General features: G+C 69.0%; 13 protein-coding genes and 1 tRNA gene. 11 read left to right on the forward strand and 3 right to left on the reverse strand.

The window, feature by feature from the left end; genetic code table 11:
- Positions 1–19: 19 nt before the first annotated feature.
- Complete coding sequence (locus HCC61_RS09495) at positions 20–1,720, reverse strand: thiamine pyrophosphate-binding protein (protein WP_169134857.1); 1,701 nt, start codon at positions 1,718–1,720, stop codon at positions 20–22.
- A 151-nt stretch (positions 1,721–1,871) separates the two neighbouring features.
- On the opposite strand from HCC61_RS09495, the gene sucC reads away from it, so the two are divergent.
- The 10 genes from sucC (at position 1,872) to HCC61_RS09545 (ending at position 12,413) form a co-directional block, all read left to right on the forward strand.
- Entirely contained in the window at positions 1,872–3,026 is a 1,155-nt protein-coding gene (gene sucC, locus HCC61_RS09500; RefSeq protein WP_169135219.1) for an ADP-forming succinate--CoA ligase subunit beta, read from the forward strand.
- A 15-nt stretch (positions 3,027–3,041) separates the two neighbouring features.
- Positions 3,042–3,953 carry a succinate--CoA ligase subunit alpha gene (gene sucD / locus HCC61_RS09505; protein ID WP_169134858.1) on the forward strand — a complete coding sequence of 304 codons (912 nt, stop codon included), beginning with the start codon at positions 3,042–3,044 and terminating at the stop codon, positions 3,951–3,953.
- A gap of 736 nt (positions 3,954–4,689) precedes the next feature.
- Positions 4,690–4,774: transfer RNA gene (locus HCC61_RS09510), tRNA-Leu, on the forward strand.
- Between the two features lie 457 nt (positions 4,775–5,231).
- Positions 5,232–6,782 (forward strand): Re/Si-specific NAD(P)(+) transhydrogenase subunit alpha, encoded by a 1,551-nt coding sequence (locus HCC61_RS09515; RefSeq protein ID WP_169134859.1) that lies wholly within the window; start codon positions 5,232–5,234, stop codon positions 6,780–6,782.
- Positions 6,783–6,788: 6 nt separating this feature from the next.
- Positions 6,789–8,264, forward strand: a complete 1,476-nt coding sequence (gene pntB, locus HCC61_RS09520) for a Re/Si-specific NAD(P)(+) transhydrogenase subunit beta (RefSeq protein ID WP_169134860.1) — start codon at positions 6,789–6,791, stop codon at positions 8,262–8,264.
- Between the two features lie 294 nt (positions 8,265–8,558).
- Positions 8,559–9,179, forward strand: coding sequence for a hypothetical protein (locus tag HCC61_RS09525; protein WP_169134861.1), 621 nt, complete (start codon positions 8,559–8,561; stop codon positions 9,177–9,179).
- A gap of 271 nt (positions 9,180–9,450) precedes the next feature.
- Positions 9,451–9,729 (forward strand): hypothetical protein, encoded by a 279-nt coding sequence (locus HCC61_RS09530; RefSeq protein WP_169134862.1) that lies wholly within the window; start codon positions 9,451–9,453, stop codon positions 9,727–9,729.
- Entirely contained in the window at positions 9,726–11,057 is a 1,332-nt protein-coding gene (locus tag HCC61_RS09535; protein ID WP_346777107.1) for a putative T7SS-secreted protein, read from the forward strand. Before HCC61_RS09530 ends, HCC61_RS09535 begins: the two co-directional genes overlap by 4 nt.
- Entirely contained in the window at positions 11,054–11,764 is a 711-nt protein-coding gene (locus HCC61_RS09540) for a hypothetical protein (RefSeq protein WP_169134864.1), read from the forward strand. The genes HCC61_RS09535 and HCC61_RS09540 overlap by 4 nt, the downstream gene beginning before the upstream one ends.
- 13 nt (positions 11,765–11,777) lie before the next feature.
- The gene (locus tag HCC61_RS09545; protein ID WP_169134865.1) at positions 11,778–12,413 is read left to right on the forward strand and encodes a hypothetical protein; all 636 of its coding nucleotides are present in this window, start codon (positions 11,778–11,780) and stop codon (positions 12,411–12,413) included.
- Positions 12,414–12,669: 256 nt separating this feature from the next.
- Here HCC61_RS09545 and HCC61_RS09550 read toward each other — a convergent pair whose 3' ends face one another.
- Positions 12,670–13,116 carry a PaaI family thioesterase gene (locus HCC61_RS09550; RefSeq protein WP_346777108.1) on the reverse strand — a complete coding sequence of 149 codons (447 nt, stop codon included), beginning with the start codon at positions 13,114–13,116 and terminating at the stop codon, positions 12,670–12,672.
- Positions 13,117–13,282: 166 nt separating this feature from the next.
- Entirely contained in the window at positions 13,283–14,218 is a 936-nt protein-coding gene (locus HCC61_RS09555; RefSeq protein ID WP_169134866.1) for an alpha/beta hydrolase, read from the reverse strand.
- Positions 14,219–14,592: 374 nt separating this feature from the next.
- Here HCC61_RS09555 and HCC61_RS09560 point away from each other — a divergent pair, with 374 nt between their 5' ends.
- Positions 14,593–15,738 carry a site-2 protease family protein gene (locus HCC61_RS09560; protein ID WP_169134867.1) on the forward strand — a complete coding sequence of 382 codons (1,146 nt, stop codon included), beginning with the start codon at positions 14,593–14,595 and terminating at the stop codon, positions 15,736–15,738.
- The last annotated feature ends 527 nt before the right edge of the window (positions 15,739–16,265 follow it).

Here is a 16,265-nt window from a genome sequence, read left to right on the forward strand (position 1 = left end):
ATCGGTCACCGCGGTCACCTCACTTGTACATCGTCTGGTTCATGGTTCCGGGGGCGTACGCGTCCGGGTCGATCCACACGTTGACCAGGGACGGCTTGCCGGAGGCGCGGGCGCGCTCCAGCGCGGGCCTGATCTCGGAGGGCTCGCGCACGGCCTCGCCGTGGCCGCCGAGCATCCGTGCGAACTCGTCGTAGGGGACGTCGCCGAGGGTGTTGCCGACCCGCTCGCGCTCCTCGCCGTACTTGGCCTTCTGGCCGTAACGGATCTGGTTCATCGAGGAGTTGTTGCCGACGATCCCGACGAACGGCAGGTCGTAGCGGACGAGCGTCTCGAAGTCCCAGCCGGTCAGCGAGAAGGCGCCGTCGCCGAAGAGCGCTACGACCTCCTTGTCCGGGCGGGCCTGCTTGGCGGCCAGCACGAAGGGCACGCCGACGCCCAGCGTCCCCAGCGGCCCCGGGTCCATCCAGTTGCCGGGCGCCTTGGGCTGGACGACCTGGCCGGAGAAGGTGACGATGTCGCCGCCGTCGCCGATGTAGAGCGAGTCCTCCGTCAGGAAGTCGTTGATCTCGCTGACCAGCCGGTACGGGTGGATCGGCGAGGCGTCCGAACGCAGCTGCGGCAGCCGCTTGTCCAGCGCCGTCTGCTCCGCGGTGCGCAGCTCCTCAAGCCACGCCTTGCGCTTGTCGCCGCCGCCGTTGAGCCGCCCCGAGGCCGCCTGTGTGACTGCGGAGAGCACCAGGTCGGCGGAGCCGACGATGCCGAGGTCGATGTCCCGGTTCTTGCCGACGGTGCGGTAGTCGAGGTCGATCTGCACGACGGTCGCGTCGGGGGAGAGGCGCTTGCCGTACCCCATGCGGAAGTCGAAGGGCGTGCCGACGATGACGATGAGGTCGGCGTTGGAGAAGGCGTAACGCCGCGAGAGCTGGAAGTGGTACGGGTCGCCGGGCGGCAGGGTGCCTCGGCCCGCGCCGTTCATGTACGCCGGTACGTTCAGCGTCCGTACCAGCTCCTTCGCGGCCTCGGTCGCCCGGCACGTCCAGGTCTGGGAGCCGAGCAGGATGGCCGGCCGCTCCGCCTGCACGAGCAGGTCCGCGAGCTTCTGGACGTCGTCGGGGTCGCCGGCCTGGCGGGTGGAGGCGCGGTAGTTGCCGGTCTTCGGCACGCGCGCCTTGTCCGCGGGCACCTTCGCGTCGAGTACGTCGCGCGGTATCTCCAGGAACGACGGGCCGGGCGCGCCGTGGTAGCACTCGCGGAAGGCCATCGAGACCATGTCCGCCGCGCGCGCCGTGTCCGGCACCGTGGCCGCGAACTTGGTGATGGGCGTCATCATGTCGACGTGCGGGAGGTCCTGGAGGGACCCCATCTTGTGCTGCGTGTGGGCTCCTTGGCCTCCGATGAGCAGCATCGGCGACTCGGCGCGGAAGGCGTTGGCGACGCCGGTGACGGCGTCGGTCGTGCCCGGACCCGCGGTCACCACGGCGCAGCCGGGTTTGCCGGTCAGCCGTGCGTAGCCGTCGGCGGCGTGCGCGGCCACCTGCTCGTGGCGTACGTCCACCACGTCGATTCCCTCGTCGACGCAGCCGTCGTAGATGTCGATGATGTGGCCGCCGCAGAGCGTGTAGATGACCTCCACGCCCTCCGCCTTGAGCGCCTTGGCGACCAGGTGCCCGCCAGATATCAGGTCCTGGTTCTCGCGGCTTTCCTGGCTGTCGTCGGGCATGGCTTACGAGTCCCTTCGTCGGGTGTGAGCTCAGGTCAGAGCAGATTGCATACAGTCGACGAATACTGTATGAACCTTGTTATCCCGCATCGAGTGAGCGATGTCCAGGGGGCGTGCACCGATCGTTTCGAAGATCGACCAGGGAGCACATGTGGACCTTTTCGAGCACCAGGCGAGGGAACTCTTCGAGCGCTACGGCGTCTTGGTACCGGAAGCAGAGGTCGCGGAGACGGGCAGCGCGGCCCGTGAGGCGGCCGTGAAGCTCGACGCCGACCGGCGCGGCGTCGTGGTCAAGGCGCAGGTCAAGACCGGAGGCAGGGGCAAGGCCGGAGGCGTGAAGCTCGCGTCCGGCGCCGCGGCCGCCGAGATCACGGCACGCCAGATCCTGGGCATGGACATCAAGGGCCACACCGTGCACAAGGTGATGCTCGCCCAGCCCGTCGAGGTGGATCAGGAGTACTACGTCTCGTTCGTACTCGACCGCGCGCAGGGGCAGTTCATCGCGATCGCCTCCGCGGAAGGCGGCATGGAGATCGAGGAGGTGGCCGAGGCGCGCCCCGAGGCCGTCGCCCGCGTCCCCGTCGACCCGGCGGAGGGCGTGACGGCCGAGAAGGCCGCGGAGATCGTCGAGGCCGCGGGCCTGCCCGCGGGCGCCGGTCCCGTGCTGCGCAAGCTCTGGCAGATCCTGCGCTCCGAGGACGCGCTCCTGGTCGAGGTCAATCCCCTGGTCCGTACGGTCGGCGGCGAGATCGTCGCGCTCGACGGCAAGGTCACCCTCGACGACAACGCGCGCTTCCGGCAGGCGCGTTGGGGCGAGCCGGACGAGGGCGCCGACAGCGGATCACTGGAGGCGCTGGCCTCGGCGAAGGGCCTCAACTACGTCAAGCTCGACGGCGAGGTCGGCGTGATCGGCAACGGCGCGGGGCTGGTGATGTCCACCCTCGACGTCGTCGCCGGCTGCGGCGCGAAGCCCGCGAATTTCCTGGACATCGGGGGAGGGGCTTCGGCGCAGGTGATGGCCGACGGGCTCTCCGTCGTACTCGGCGACCCGTCCGTGAAGTCCATCCTCGTCAACGTCTTCGGCGGGATCACCGCCTGCGACGCCGTCGCCGACGGAATCATCCGGGCCCTGGGACGGATCCGCCTGACCAAGCCGCTCGTCGTGCGGCTCGACGGCAACAACGCCGTACGCGGGCGGGAGATCCTTCAGGCGAACCCCCACCCGCTGCTTGAGCAGCGCACCACGATGGACGGCGCCGCCCGGCGGGCCGCCGAACTGGCCACGTCCGCGGCCGCGATCGCGTAGGGAGGCGGGAGAGGCATGGCGATCTTCCTCAGCAAGGAGAGCAAGGTCATCGTCCAGGGCATGACCGGCTCGGAGGGCATGAAGCACACCCGGCGCATGCTCGCGTCCGGCACCGACGTCGTCGGCGGCGTCAACCCGCGCAAGGCGGGAACGAAGGTGGAGATCGAGGGTCCTTCCACGCCCGGCGGCGTGGAAGGCACCCCCAGGTCGGTGCCGGTCTTCGGGACGGTCGCCGAGGCGCGGGAGGCGACCGGCGCCGACGTGTCCGTCCTCTTCGTGCCACCGGCCTTCTCCAAGGCGGCGGTCGAGGAGGCGGCCGACGCGGGCATCCCGCTCGCCGTCGCCATCACCGAGGGCATCCCGGTGCACGACGCGGTCGCCTTCCGTGCGTACGCCAAGGAGCGCGGCACCCGCGTCATCGGGCCCAACTGCCCGGGACTCATCAGCCCCGGGCTGTCCAACGCCGGGATCATCCCCGCCGACATCGCACCCGAGCCGGGCCGCATCGGGCTCGTCTCCAAGTCGGGCACGCTCACCTACCAACTCATGTACGAGCTGCGCGACATCGGCTTCTCCTCGTGCGTCGGAATCGGCGGCGACCCCGTCATCGGTACGACGCACATCGACTGTCTCGCGGCCTTCGAGGAGGACCCCGAGACGGATCTGATCGTGATGATCGGCGAGATCGGCGGCGACGCGGAGGAGCGTGCCGCGGAGTTCATCGAGGAGCGTGTCACCAAGCCGGTCGTCGGCTATGTCGCCGGCTTCACCGCCCCCGAGGGCAAGACCATGGGGCACGCCGGGGCGATCGTCTCGGGTTCGTCGGGCACCGCGCGGGCGAAGAAGGAGGCGCTGGAGGCGGCGGGCGTACGGGTCGGCGAGACACCGACGGAGACGGCGCGGCTCGTACTCGACCGGCTCGCCTGAGAGGGCCGGCCGACCCGGTCGGACCCGGCAGGGGCCGGCGTGAACTGCGGTGCGGACGTGACGTTCCGCATATCTGGGCTCGGGCGGGTGTCACGTCACGCGACAACTCACTACTGTCCAGTAATAAGTCCACGCCGGCTTCACCGACCGCCCCGTATGTGCAACGAGAGCGGAGAAGAACGATGGGCACCACACCCTCACCCTCGTCACTCCCACCCCCGACGCCGCCAGGAACGGCCGGGCGGCCCGGCCCGTCCGCCCCCGCCCGGCCGGTCCTCAAGCCCGGCGCCGCCTGGGCCGACGCCTGGGAGCGCTGCCGCGCCGCCGCGCCCGAAGCCTTCACCGGCGACGGGCGGATACGCGGCCTCCGGCACGGTGCCTGGCACGACGGCGGCGAGGACCGCGAAGTGCCGCCCGCAACCAGCCCGTTGGACGGCACGTCCATCGCCCGTACCGCTGCGTCGTCCGCGGCCGAGACGCGCGAGGCGCTCTCCGCTGCGTGCGACCGGCACCGCGCGCGGCGCCACGTACCGCTGCCGGAGCGCGCCGCCCGCGTCGGCGCCGCGCTCGACGCGCTGGCCGAACACCGCACGCTGCCCGGCCGGCCGCCGGAGCGTGCGGCCCCGTGCGACCGCCGCCGGACCGCCCGCTCACCGGGGATCACCGAGGTGAAGACCGCTGCCGGAGCTTGGTATGGTTGTCCGCGTCGCCACGGCAGAGCCGGGCGACGACCCTTGTCCGGGTGGCGGAATGGCAGACGCGCTAGCTTGAGGTGCTAGTGCCCTTTATCGGGCGTGGGGGTTCAAGTCCCCCCTCGGACACAGACATCGCGCCCCGCCGGTGCCCGCGGCTTCCCGCCGGGCACCCGCGGATCCTCCGACTCCGGTCGGTCTCTCGGTCTTCGTGCCGATCCCCGCGTATCTGCGTCCGTGGTGGCTTCCCGCCTCGCTCGCGTACGTACCCCGTCACACGCGTCTGCCCGGTCCCCACCGCGCAGCGGTCCACGGCCCGGGGTCCCACCGGTCCCCGCCGTGCCGTCCGCCGCCTCCAGCCCTGCCGTCCTCACGGCTGCGCGGCCTTCCGTAGGGCCGCTGTCCGCCGCCACGGTCCCCGCGCCGCCCGTCCGCAGCGTCCTGAAGGACTCACCGAGGAGACACATCTCGACCGAAGCCAGTCAGACTGACCTTTGATACGCCCTCTGAGCAGTCCACTCACGACCGTGCCGTCCCGCGGTACGCCGGACCGCCAAGCCGCTCAACACCCCGTATAGGGAGACCGATGTCAGATTCACATCCGCAGCAGATCGGCGTCGCCGCCGAGTCTCGAGCCGGGGAGACCCGGGTCGCGGCCACGCCGGACAGCATCCGGAAGATCCTGAAGCTCGGCTACGAGGCAGTCGTCGAATCCGGAGCGGGCGAGGCCTCGGGCTTCTCCGACGCGCAGTACACCGAGGCGGGCGCGACGATCGGCGACGCCTGGCAGGCGGACGTCGTCGTGAAGATCAACGAGCCCTCGCACGAGGAGATCGGACGGCTACGGGACGACGCGACGCTGGTCGGCATGATCGCCCCCGGCCTCAACCCGAGCCTGCTCGACGAACTCGCGCAGCGCTCCCTGACCGTGCTGTCCATGGACGCCGTGCCGCGGATCTCGCGGGCCCAGTCGCTCGACGTGCTCAGCTCCATGGCCAACATCGCGGGCTACCGTGCCGTCATCGAAGCGGCGCACGTCTTCGGGCGGTTCTTCACCGGGCAGGTCACCGCCGCCGGGAAGGTGCCGCCGGCCAAGGTCCTCGTGGCGGGCGCCGGCGTCGCCGGTCTCGCGGCGATCGGCGCGGCCAGCAGCCTCGGCGCCGTCGTACGGGCGACCGACCCGCGCCCCGAGGTGGCCGACCAGGTCAAGTCGCTCGGCGGTGAATACCTTCCCGTCGAGGTCGAGCAGGAGGCCTCCACCGACGGCTACGCCAAGCAGACTTCGGAGGCGTACGACCGCCGCGCCGCGGAGATCTACAGCGAACAGGCCGCCGACGTCGACATCGTCATCACCACCGCACTCATCCCCGGGAAGCCCGCACCGCGGCTGATCACCGCCGAGGACGTCGCGAGCATGAAGCCCGGCAGCGTCATCGTCGACATGGCCGCCTCCCAGGGCGGCAACGTCGACGGAACCGTCGCCGGCAAGGCCATAGTCACCGACAACGGCGTGACGATCATCGGCTACACCGACCTGCCGGGCCGTCTGCCCACGCAGGCGTCCCAGCTGTACGGCACCAACATCGTCAACCTGCTCAAGCTGCTCACGCCGGAGAAGGACGGGCAGCTGACGCTGGACTTCGACGACACCGTGCAGCGGGGCGTCACCGTCGTACGGGACGGGGAGACGACGTGGCCGCCGCCACCTGTGCAGGTGTCGGCCGCCGCCACCGCGAAGACCGATGAGAGCGCGGGGGCCGTGGCCGCCGCGGAACCGAAGAAGCCGCGGCTGACGGCGCGCCTTCGGTTCGGGCTCATCGGCGTCGCCATGGCCGCGATGTTCGCGCTGATCGCCTTCTCACCGTCCCAACTGGCGGAGAACTTCACGGTGTTCGCGCTGGCTGTCGTGATCGGCTACTACGTCATCGGAAAGGTGCACCACGCGCTGCACACGCCGCTGATGTCCGTGACCAACGCCATCTCCGGGATCGTCGTCGTCGGGGCGCTGCTTCAGATCGGGCATGTGGGCCCCGCGGTCACTGTCCTCTCGTTCATCGCGATTCTGCTGACCAGCGTCAACATCTTCGGAGGCTTCTCCGTCACCCGTCGCATGCTCGGCATGTTCTCGAAAGGCTGAAGCCCCATGACTGCCACCACGTCTGCACAGGCCGCGGATCTCGTCGCGGCGCTTCTGTTCATCCTCAGCCTGGCCGGGCTCTCGCAGCACCGCACGTCCAGGGCAGGGGTCGTCTTCGGCATCGCCGGCATGGCGCTGGCGCTGCTGGCCACGGTCGTGCTCGCCGCGCGCGAGATCTCCGCGACCGCCACGCTGCTGATCCTCCTCGCCATGGCGATCGGGGGCGCGGCGGGCCTCTGGCGCGCGCGTCTCGTGGCGATGACGCAGATGCCCGAACTCATCGCCATCCTGCACAGCTTCGTCGGCGTAGCGGCCGTACTCGTCGGCTGGAACAGCTACTTCGAGGTCGAGGCGAAGGGCGGTGCGCAGCACGTCGTCCCCGCCGAGCTGCTGGGCATCCACCACGCCGAGGTGTTCATCGGGATCTTCATCGGGGCCGTCACCTTCACCGGCTCGGTGATCGCCTTCCTGAAGCTTTCGGCGCGGATCAAGTCGCAGCCGCTGATGCTGCCCGGCAAGAACGTGCTCAACCTCGGCGCCCTCGGGGCGTTCCTGGTGCTGACGGTCTGGTTCACCATCACCCCGAACCTGGGGCTGATGATCGGCGTGACCGTGCTGGCGCTGCTGCTGGGCCTGCACCTCGTCGCCGCGATCGGCGGCGGCGACATGCCCGTCGTCGTCTCGATGCTCAACAGCTACTCGGGCTGGGCCGCCGCCGCCGCGGGGTTCCTGCTGGACAACAACCTGCTAATCGTCACCGGTGCGCTGGTCGGGTCCTCCGGTGCGTACCTGTCGTACATCATGTGCAAGGGCATGAACCGCTCGTTCATCTCGGTGATCGCGGGCGGCTTCGGCATCGAGGCCCCCTCCGGCGGAGACGCCGAACAGGGCGAGCACCGGGAGACCAGCGCGGAGGACGCCGCCGAACTCCTGGGCGCCGCAAGCTCCGTGATCATCACCCCCGGATACGGGATGGCCGTAGCCCAGGCCCAGCACCCGGTCGCCGAGCTCACCCGCACCCTGCGGGAACGCGGCGTCGAGGTGCGCTTCGGCGTCCACCCGGTCGCGGGGCGGCTGCCGGGCCACATGAACGTGCTGCTCGCCGAGGCGAAGGTGCCGTACGACGTCGTGCTCGAAATGGACGAGATCAACGACGACTTCGAGCACACCTCGGTCGTCCTCGTGATCGGCGCCAACGACACGGTCAACCCGGCGGCGGCCGAGGACCCCACCAGCCCCATCGCGGGCATGCCGGTGCTGCGGGCGTGGGAGGCGGAGAACGTCATCGTCTTCAAGCGCTCGATGGCCTCCGGATACGCGGGAGTCCAGAACCCGCTGTTCTTCCGGGAGAACACGGCGATGCTCTTCGGCGACGCGAAGCAGAGCGTGGAGAGCATCCTCAGGGCGCTGGGGGACGCGGGGCCGTCGGGTTCCGGCGGCGGCACCGACGCGGGGCGGCAGCCGGCAGGCGCGGGGATCTGAACGACCAGTCGTACGGAGGAGACCCGGCTGACAGCTGTGTCCCATCGAGCTGTGCCGCCTGGGACTGGGCCGATTTCACTTGCGGCCCAGCCCCACGGGGGCGGGCACCCGGACCGTGCTGGACGCCGTTCGCCGCCAACTCGGCGATAGCGCTATTTCAAGAACGATGTTCGGGGCGGGGCAGCAGAGGTGTGGTGAACAGGGCCCGCGGAAGGGGCCGTTAGGATGACGCGCCAGCCTCGGCAACATCGCCGGGAAGCACAGAGGCACACGCAAAGTGCAACGGGGGCGGAAGTGAAGACGGACGAGGGCGTCGGGGAGAACTCCCCGCACAGGAAGGTCAAGGGCGGAACCGGAACCGGCGCAGTTACCACCGACGCCAGATGGAGTCTGCGCAAGCGAATCGGATTCAGCGTCCTGGGCGTTGCCGTGGCGCTCTACGGACTGTTCCTCGTCGGCAAGGGCTATGAGGACGGTCCCAGAAAGGTGGCCGATGGCACCCCCGGGACGGTCACCATCGAGTACTGCTCCGCACACGACCGGGGACGGCACACTGATGTGGAGTGCTCGGGCGCTTTCCACTCCGAGGACGGCAAGCTCCGCTACGACGTGAAGGAATTCGATCCCGGCACGCATTACGACGAGGGTGAGAAGGTCGGGGCCGTGGCTTTGAGCCCGGAGTCGTTCGACCGCAGTATCCCCGCGCTCTACGCCGAGGCTGCGCGCAGCTGGTGCTTTGCTGCGGCGGCGTTCGGCGTGGCCATGATGCTGATCGAGTCTGTTGTTCGCGCCGGCCGGCGTCCCAGCGCCGACCAGCGTCTCGCGCGCTACACCTTCCTCGGCGGTCTTGGCCTGCTTGTCGGCGGCGTGCTGGGGGGCTTCTTGTCCCTCGTGGCGGACTGGGCGGTGACGTAACCGCTGAAACGCGGTGATAACTGCCCTCGCTTCTGGTGGTGTTGCAGAGCCCCCAGCGCTCCGCGGGCCCCACCACAACCGGCGTGCGGTGGATTTCGCACGCCGCGCGGGTGCGCGCGTAGCCCCTGGGGCGGGGATTGCGCATGTCCGAGCCCGTGGAGATCCTATGCAGGGCGTGAGCGTGGGATCCCCGTTGATATTCTCGCTTGGATCTTCACCAACTGAACGGGGGGACGCGATGGCGTCGGGTTATGCGGTGGAACTGTCGGCCTTGCAACGTCTGAACAAGGATCTCAAGACCTGCACGGACGAGATGGATCATGCCTTGAAGGCGCTGGAGGAGATCGGTCCCAAGGGCCTCGGCTATGACTTCCTGGACGAAGCCTGTGCGCACTACCAGGACAAGTGGGACAACGGTCTCAGCCGGATCAGCGAAATCGCCGAGGACCTCAAGGACAAGATCGATCACATCGGCAAGAACTACGCGAAGGCCGAATCCGGCGTGATCGATGCGCTCAAGGACGTCGGCTCGGGGGAGATGTACGGATGACCGGCGGGGAATGGTCCGGCCTGGGGTTCAACCCCGCCCCAGGTGCGCCTCACGTTGTGGACAACCTGGTCAAGAGCCTGACCAAGCTGTCCAAGCACCTCAACGAGACGTACGAGGTGATGGACAGGATTCGCAGCGGGCGGGACAACACATGGACGGGTGAGGCGGCCGACGCGTTCAAGGAACATGTGGGCAAGCTGCCCAAGTACCTGCGTGACGCGTCCGACGGCGCGACGCGGGCACAGCGGGCCCTCAAGGGCTGGGCCGAGGTTCTGCATGAGAACCAGCCGAAAGCACACGACCTGGAGAGGCAGGCGAAGCAGGCCAGATCACAGCTGGGCAAGGCGCGTTCTGAGCATGCGACGGCGCGAACCAACCCGGACCTCGGGCTCGCTGGCAAGGAGTTCTCCGGCGAACAACTGGAGCAGGCCAAACGGCGTTACAAGGCTGCATCGGATCAACTGGACTCTGCTGTTTCGAAGTTGAATACGGCACAGGAGCATCTCGACACACTGGTCAAGCGAGCCGAGCGACTTGAGGACGACCACCAGTCGGTGGCACACGCCAAGGAGCGGGCGATCCGGGAAGCGGCGGACAGCACCGCCGGAGACTGGAACGACTTCAACGACTGGTGGAGCGAACACGGGGGCGACCTTCTCGGAGTGGCCGGTGGAATCCTCGGCGTGGCCGCCTTCTTCTGCCCCATCCTCGCTCCGGTGGCAGTTCTGTGCAGCCTGGCGGCGATGGGGCATCACACGTACCAGTACGCCAAGGCAGGGGAGCTCTGGCCCCCGCAGAAGCACGTCGGCAACTACCTGACGCTGGGCGGTGACTTGCTGGGGTCAGTCCCCGGAGTGGGCCTCGCGGGGAAGGGCCTCAGTGCAGGAGCAGACGCTGCGGGCGGCGTGCGCGGAATGGTGGTGGGTGCGGAGGGAATGTCCCGTGGTGCCAACCTGGCGCAGGGGGTCCGGACGGGTGCGTCGGAGTTCACCTCCGGTGTACGGGCAATGGCGGGGGATGCGCCGGAAGCCTCGCCCATGGTGCACGACATCGTCGAAGTGACTGCCCATCACTTGCGCCCGGGGCAAGAGTTCAGCGGTCAAGCCATCGAGGCGATCGCACGCAAGGCAACCATGGGCGTGGACAGCGCAACTACCGGTGCGCAGGTCCCGGCCCTGTTCACCGACTCGGATACAGCCAGCTACGCCAACAGCGTCGGCGGAGGCGCCGGGAACATTCTCAGTGGCATGAAGGACGGCCCGACTGGGACTGTGATCGGTATCGCCAGCGCCGTCGGCTTGGGTCCCACTCTGGGAGGTGCCGAGTGAGCCAGGCCCCGGTGACTCCCCTCCACACGCCCATTCCCGTGTGGTTCCAGCTCCCCGAAGGGTTCATCGAAATTCCCCTCGTGGAGAATCCGCAGCTACGTGCGCAACGTATGGGGGAGATGCTGGAAGCCACCTTTCCGGCAGCGCCGTTGGACGAGAAGCTCACTCTGGTCGCTGCTTCGGAACTACTCATGCAGGGATTGCTGGACGCAGGCGCCATCCATGCGTCCTCTTTCCTGTACAGGCTTGGTGACGGTGATGTCTGTAGTGGCACCGCCATCGTCTTCATGGAGGACAAGAACGTCCGCCCCCTGGAGATATTCGCAGAGCGGACGCTGTATTCGGCATCCGCCGAGTACACAGATGTGCCTCTCGACAAGGGGGAACTCAACCTTCCCTGTGGGACGGCGGTATTGATCGCAAGGGATGTGGCAGGGACGTCGTTGGCGTCCATCGTTCAACCGACAGAGGGCGGTGCGGCAGAGGTGAATCGACAACTTGAGGTCTACATCCCCTTCCCGCACGGATTCTCACTTCTGAAGGTATGCTTCGCAACACCCGACCTGGGCGCTTGGGAAGAACTCCTGCCAGCCTTTGGAAAATTCTTGACCGGGATTGCGTTCACGCCTCCCGGTCGACCGAGAACCGGTCAGAACGTGGACCGTATGTGTGCTGCTGACGACTGGGCACAGCAGGAATTCGGGTAGGGAATGGTGAACCATGGAGCAAGCGGAGCAAGCTCTGCTCAACAGGTTGCGTAACCGCAATTTCAGTCCCCGGCTGTCTAACGGCTGGGGGCAGGTGACCCGCAACGCCATCGAGGGTATGAGCGATGCTGATGCGACTGTTGTTGCCAGGACCTGGGGGTACGATTTCAAAACCACTTACAACAAGGGCAACATTCTGACCTTCCTACGGCAGGACGCACCGCGGTTGGATGTCGTGGGCGGCCCGGCCCGTGACGTTGCACGCGCTGTGCCGAAGGCTCGCGAAGAGGCGGAACGGATCCGAACGCAAACCGGGTACGACGTGCTGGATCCGGACTGGTACGAGCCGGTGGAAGCCGCCGCGGGCGAGAATGTCAAAAGGCGGAACAAGCGTATCCAGGGCGCGGTCGGAATCGGAATCGTCACTGCGATCATGACAGCGTGGGCCATCGCCTCCATCGATACGCCGTCCTCGGTGCTGCTCCCGGGCGCGCTCGGCCTCGTCGGTTGGATTTGTGTTGTCACTTGGGTTTGGCAGCTTGTGGCTCTGACCAAGGTGTACGGCAACGACATAAAGCCGAAGGTCGGCTTGATCCGGCAGGTGCTCAACGTCGCTGAGGAGGAATTGCTCGGCAGCACACGCCGGTGAACTTTCTTCCGAATCGAGTCCGTGAACCTGGGCCCTGATGTGCTGCGAGCCGGTGGTTGTCACGCGACGTCGTTGGTCCTTGTACGCGGTCGGTTCCTTAACCGCCCTGGAGGGCCTGGGGTTGGGGCGAGGGGCCTCTCGTCAGCCGAGCAGGGTGCGCATGATGCAGGGTGAGGGCGGTTGGCGAGACGCCGGGTACGGGGCCGGAGGATGGGGCCGGCACGCTCGTACTAGTCGCGGGCCGTGACGCGCCGCGTCACACCGCCTCCGGCGCGTCGGTCAGAGCGATGACGCGGGCCGTGGCCGAGGCGGTGGCCACCGTCAGGTCGTGGGCGTCCAGGAGGGACGCCTCCAGAAAGGCCAGGTCGCCCTCACGCCGGATCACGCGTCCCCTGCCGGTCAGGCGGCCGGGGCGGGCCGGGCGCAGGAAGTTCACCTTCAGCTCCAGCGTGGACTGGAAGTCGTCGGCGCCGAGGGTGGCGAGCAGGGCGGGGCCGACGGTGTCGTAGAGCATCGCGGAGAGGAAGGCCCCGAGTACGTTGCCCACGGGGTTGGTGAAGTCCTCGGTGGCGGTGAACGCCAGCTCGATCGTGCCCAGTTCGGGGTCTGCGGCCAGGAACTCCAGGCCCAGGGTCCGCGCCGCGCGGGGCATCGGTGCGCGGCCTTCGACTCCGTCCCAGAACGGTCCCGTACGTTCGGACACGGTCTCTCCCTCTGTGTCGGCCTGCGGGCTCCTCGTCGGCCTGCGGGCTCCTCGCACCGCATTGTCGCCCGGCGGGAAGGCTCCGCATCCCGCTCACGGCGCTCTCAGTCGCGAGGCATCTCGGTCACGGGGCTCTCGGTCGCGGGGTTCGCGCTCACCGGCCGTCTCAGTCGGCCGGTGAGCGGTCCGCTCCCGTGGCCGCCAGCAGGCTGTCCGCGACGACTTCCGCGCCCTCGGCGCCGAGCAGCAGCGTGTAGTGGTTGGTGCCGGGGACCTTGCGGGGCCGTATGACGGTGTCTTCGAGGCGGGCGGCCTTGAGGCGCTGCTCGTCGTAGAGGCCCTGCGGTTCGTCCATGAGGCCGCGCTCCGCCCACAAGAGTTCGCTGGGGACGGCGAGTTGGTGCACCGCCTTCGCCGTCTCCTCGCTCAGGGTGTCGGCGCCGTCGGCGCGTATGGCGTCGATGAGGCAGGAGGAGCGCAACTCCGGTTCCGTGCCCACCAGATCGCGCTGGATGTACGCCTCCGTCCACGGCTCCCAGGAGTCCGCGAACGCCGGATGGCCCTGCCAGAAGGCGCGGTAGGCGGCCCGGTCGGGGAACGTCGTCTTCAGCCGCTCCATGGCCGGACCGATCACGGCGGTGAGCAGGTCGTCGGTCGTCATGCCCTCCGGTACGGGGAATCCGACGCCGCCGTCCACGAGGAGCAGCGAACGGAACCGCTGCGGGTGGCGCACCCCGGCCACGGCGGCCACGAACGCGCCCATCGAATGACCGGCGAGCACGACGTCGTGCAGGCCGAGCGCCTCGGTGAGCGCCGCGGCGTCGGCGGCGTGCGCGGCCATCCCGTACGGGCCGGAGACGCTGCGGCTGCCGGCCCGGCCGCGCAGGTCCGGTGCGACGAGCGTGACGCGGCCGCCGAGCCTGCGGGCGACTCCCGCCCAGGACATGGCGTTGGAGGTGATGCCGTGCAGGGCGACGATGGCGGGTGCGGGCTCCGCCCCCTGCTCGCCCTGCGTGCCCTGCCGCGTGGCGGGCCAGCGCAGCACGGTGAGGTGACCTCCCCGCACGGGCACCCGGAGTTCCTCGTAAGTGGTCGCCGGCATGGGCTCGGATCTCCTGTCGTGGACGGGACTGGTGCGTACGTACGTGTACGTGGATGCGCTGGTGGACGTCGGCGGCGCTGCCGCGACCCCCGACCCCGGTGACCCCGGTGACCCTGGCGCCCCCGCGGCCTCGGTGACCCCGGGACCCCGCGACCGCGCGCGGTCCGGCGCATCGTGGCGTGGTTGCCATGGTCCGTCACGACCCCGGGTCCTGGCGATGGAGCAGTGGCACATCGGCGGGCGGCACGGTGTGTGCGGCGGGCACCCGCCCCGGGTACCGCCCCCGGGACCCACCGATGGCCCATCCGCGGTTCAAGCGTCCCCGCCGGGTGGGACGAGTTCTGCCCGGGGACGCTTCGAGCAGGGAGAGCGACGTGCGGGCGACGTTCACGCTGGGACGGATGGCCGGTGTACGGATCGGGGTCCACTGGAGCGTGGTGCTCATCTTCGCGCTGATCGCCTTCGGGCTGGCGCGGGGGCGGCTCTCCGACGCGTATCCCGGCGAGCCCGAGGCCGTCTACTGGATCGCCGGGTTCATCGCGGCGGTCGTCTTCTTCGGCTCGCTGCTCGCCCACGAACTCGCCCACGCCGTACTGGCCCGCCGCAACGGCATCGAGGTGGACGACATCGTGCTGTGGCTGCTGGGCGGAGCCGCACGGCTGAAGTCGGAGGCGTCGAACCCGGCCGCCGAACTGCGCATCGCGGGCGTCGGACCGCTCGTGAGCCTCGCGCTGGGCGGGGTCTTCGTGCTGGGCGCGTGGCTGCTGAGCCTGGCGTCCGCGCCCGGGATCGTGGTCGAGGTGGTGGCGTGGCTCGGGGCCATCAACGTGCTGCTCGCCGTCTTCAACTCCGTGCCCGCCGCCCCGCTCGACGGCGGACGGCTGCTGCGCGCCTTCCTGTGGTGGCGTACGGGAGACCGGCTGAAGGCCACCGCGGGGGCCACTGCGGCGGGGCGGGTCTTCGGCTGGCTGCTGGTGCTGCTGGGCGTGGTGCTGTTCCTGTACGGCGGTGAGTTCGGCGGGCTCTGGCTCGCGCTGGTCGGCTGGTTCCTGATCGCCGCGGCCACATCCGAGGGGCGCCAGGCACAGCTGCGCGGCGTGCTGTCGGGCGTGCCCGTGCGGGACGCCATGACTCCGGGGCCCGTCACGGTCTCTCCCGGTCTCGCGGTCGCTGACGTGCTGTCAGGGCCGCCGTTCCGCTACCGGCATTCGGCGTTCCCGGTCGTACGGGACGACGGCACGCCCGTGGGGCTGCTCGCGCTGGACGACGCCAGAAAGGTGCGGCGGGAGCGCGCGGACGAGGTCACGGTGGACGAGGTGATGGTGCCGCTCCCGGAGGTCACGGTCGCGGCCTCGCAGGACCCGCTGGCGGATCTGCTGCCGCAGATGGAGTCGGGTGCGCGCAACCGCGTGCTGGTCATCGACGGCGGCCGGCTCGCGGGCATCCTCGCGCTGTCGGACGTCAGCCGTACGGTGACGTGGCTGACGAACACCGCGCCGCAGTCCGGCGGCCGCCGCTGACGGCGCGAGAGCGGGAGTCCACGGGGACCCCACGGCCCGTCGGCGAGGGTTTTCCTCAAGCCTTGCTCAGATTTCCGGGCCGGTGGACGACGCCTGTGCGGAAAGAGACCTGACGGACCCTCAAGTCCGCCTCAAACGCAACCTCAATTCCGCCTCAGATTCCCGCGGGCTTTCTTAAATCGTGTTCAAGGCGAGGTAACGATCGGGTCCATGGAGCCGAGGTTAATGGGGTGGCACGGTCAGCTATGGGCGGTTCTCCCTGTGACTCCGGTCACATCACCGCGGCTGTCGCGCCGCGCCGTCCGTGGTAAATCTTCTCGATCTCCTGCACGGTATCCCTCCTGCCGTGCAGGAGACCCGTGCCGGCGGATTGCCGGCCGGCACCTCCATTCATTCCCGGGAGAACGGGAATTCCCGGGAGAACCGGATCCGGCCCGATCCGAGCGACGCGGCCGGACGTGGAGAAAGGCACGGACGTAATGGTCTCGGTGGAAACAAGGCAAGTCGGAGAGGTCGGAGAAGCCGCA

It is taken from the genome of Streptomyces sp. HNM0575, from assembly GCF_012726265.1.
Classification (GTDB): Bacteria; Actinomycetota; Actinomycetes; order Streptomycetales; family Streptomycetaceae; genus Streptomyces.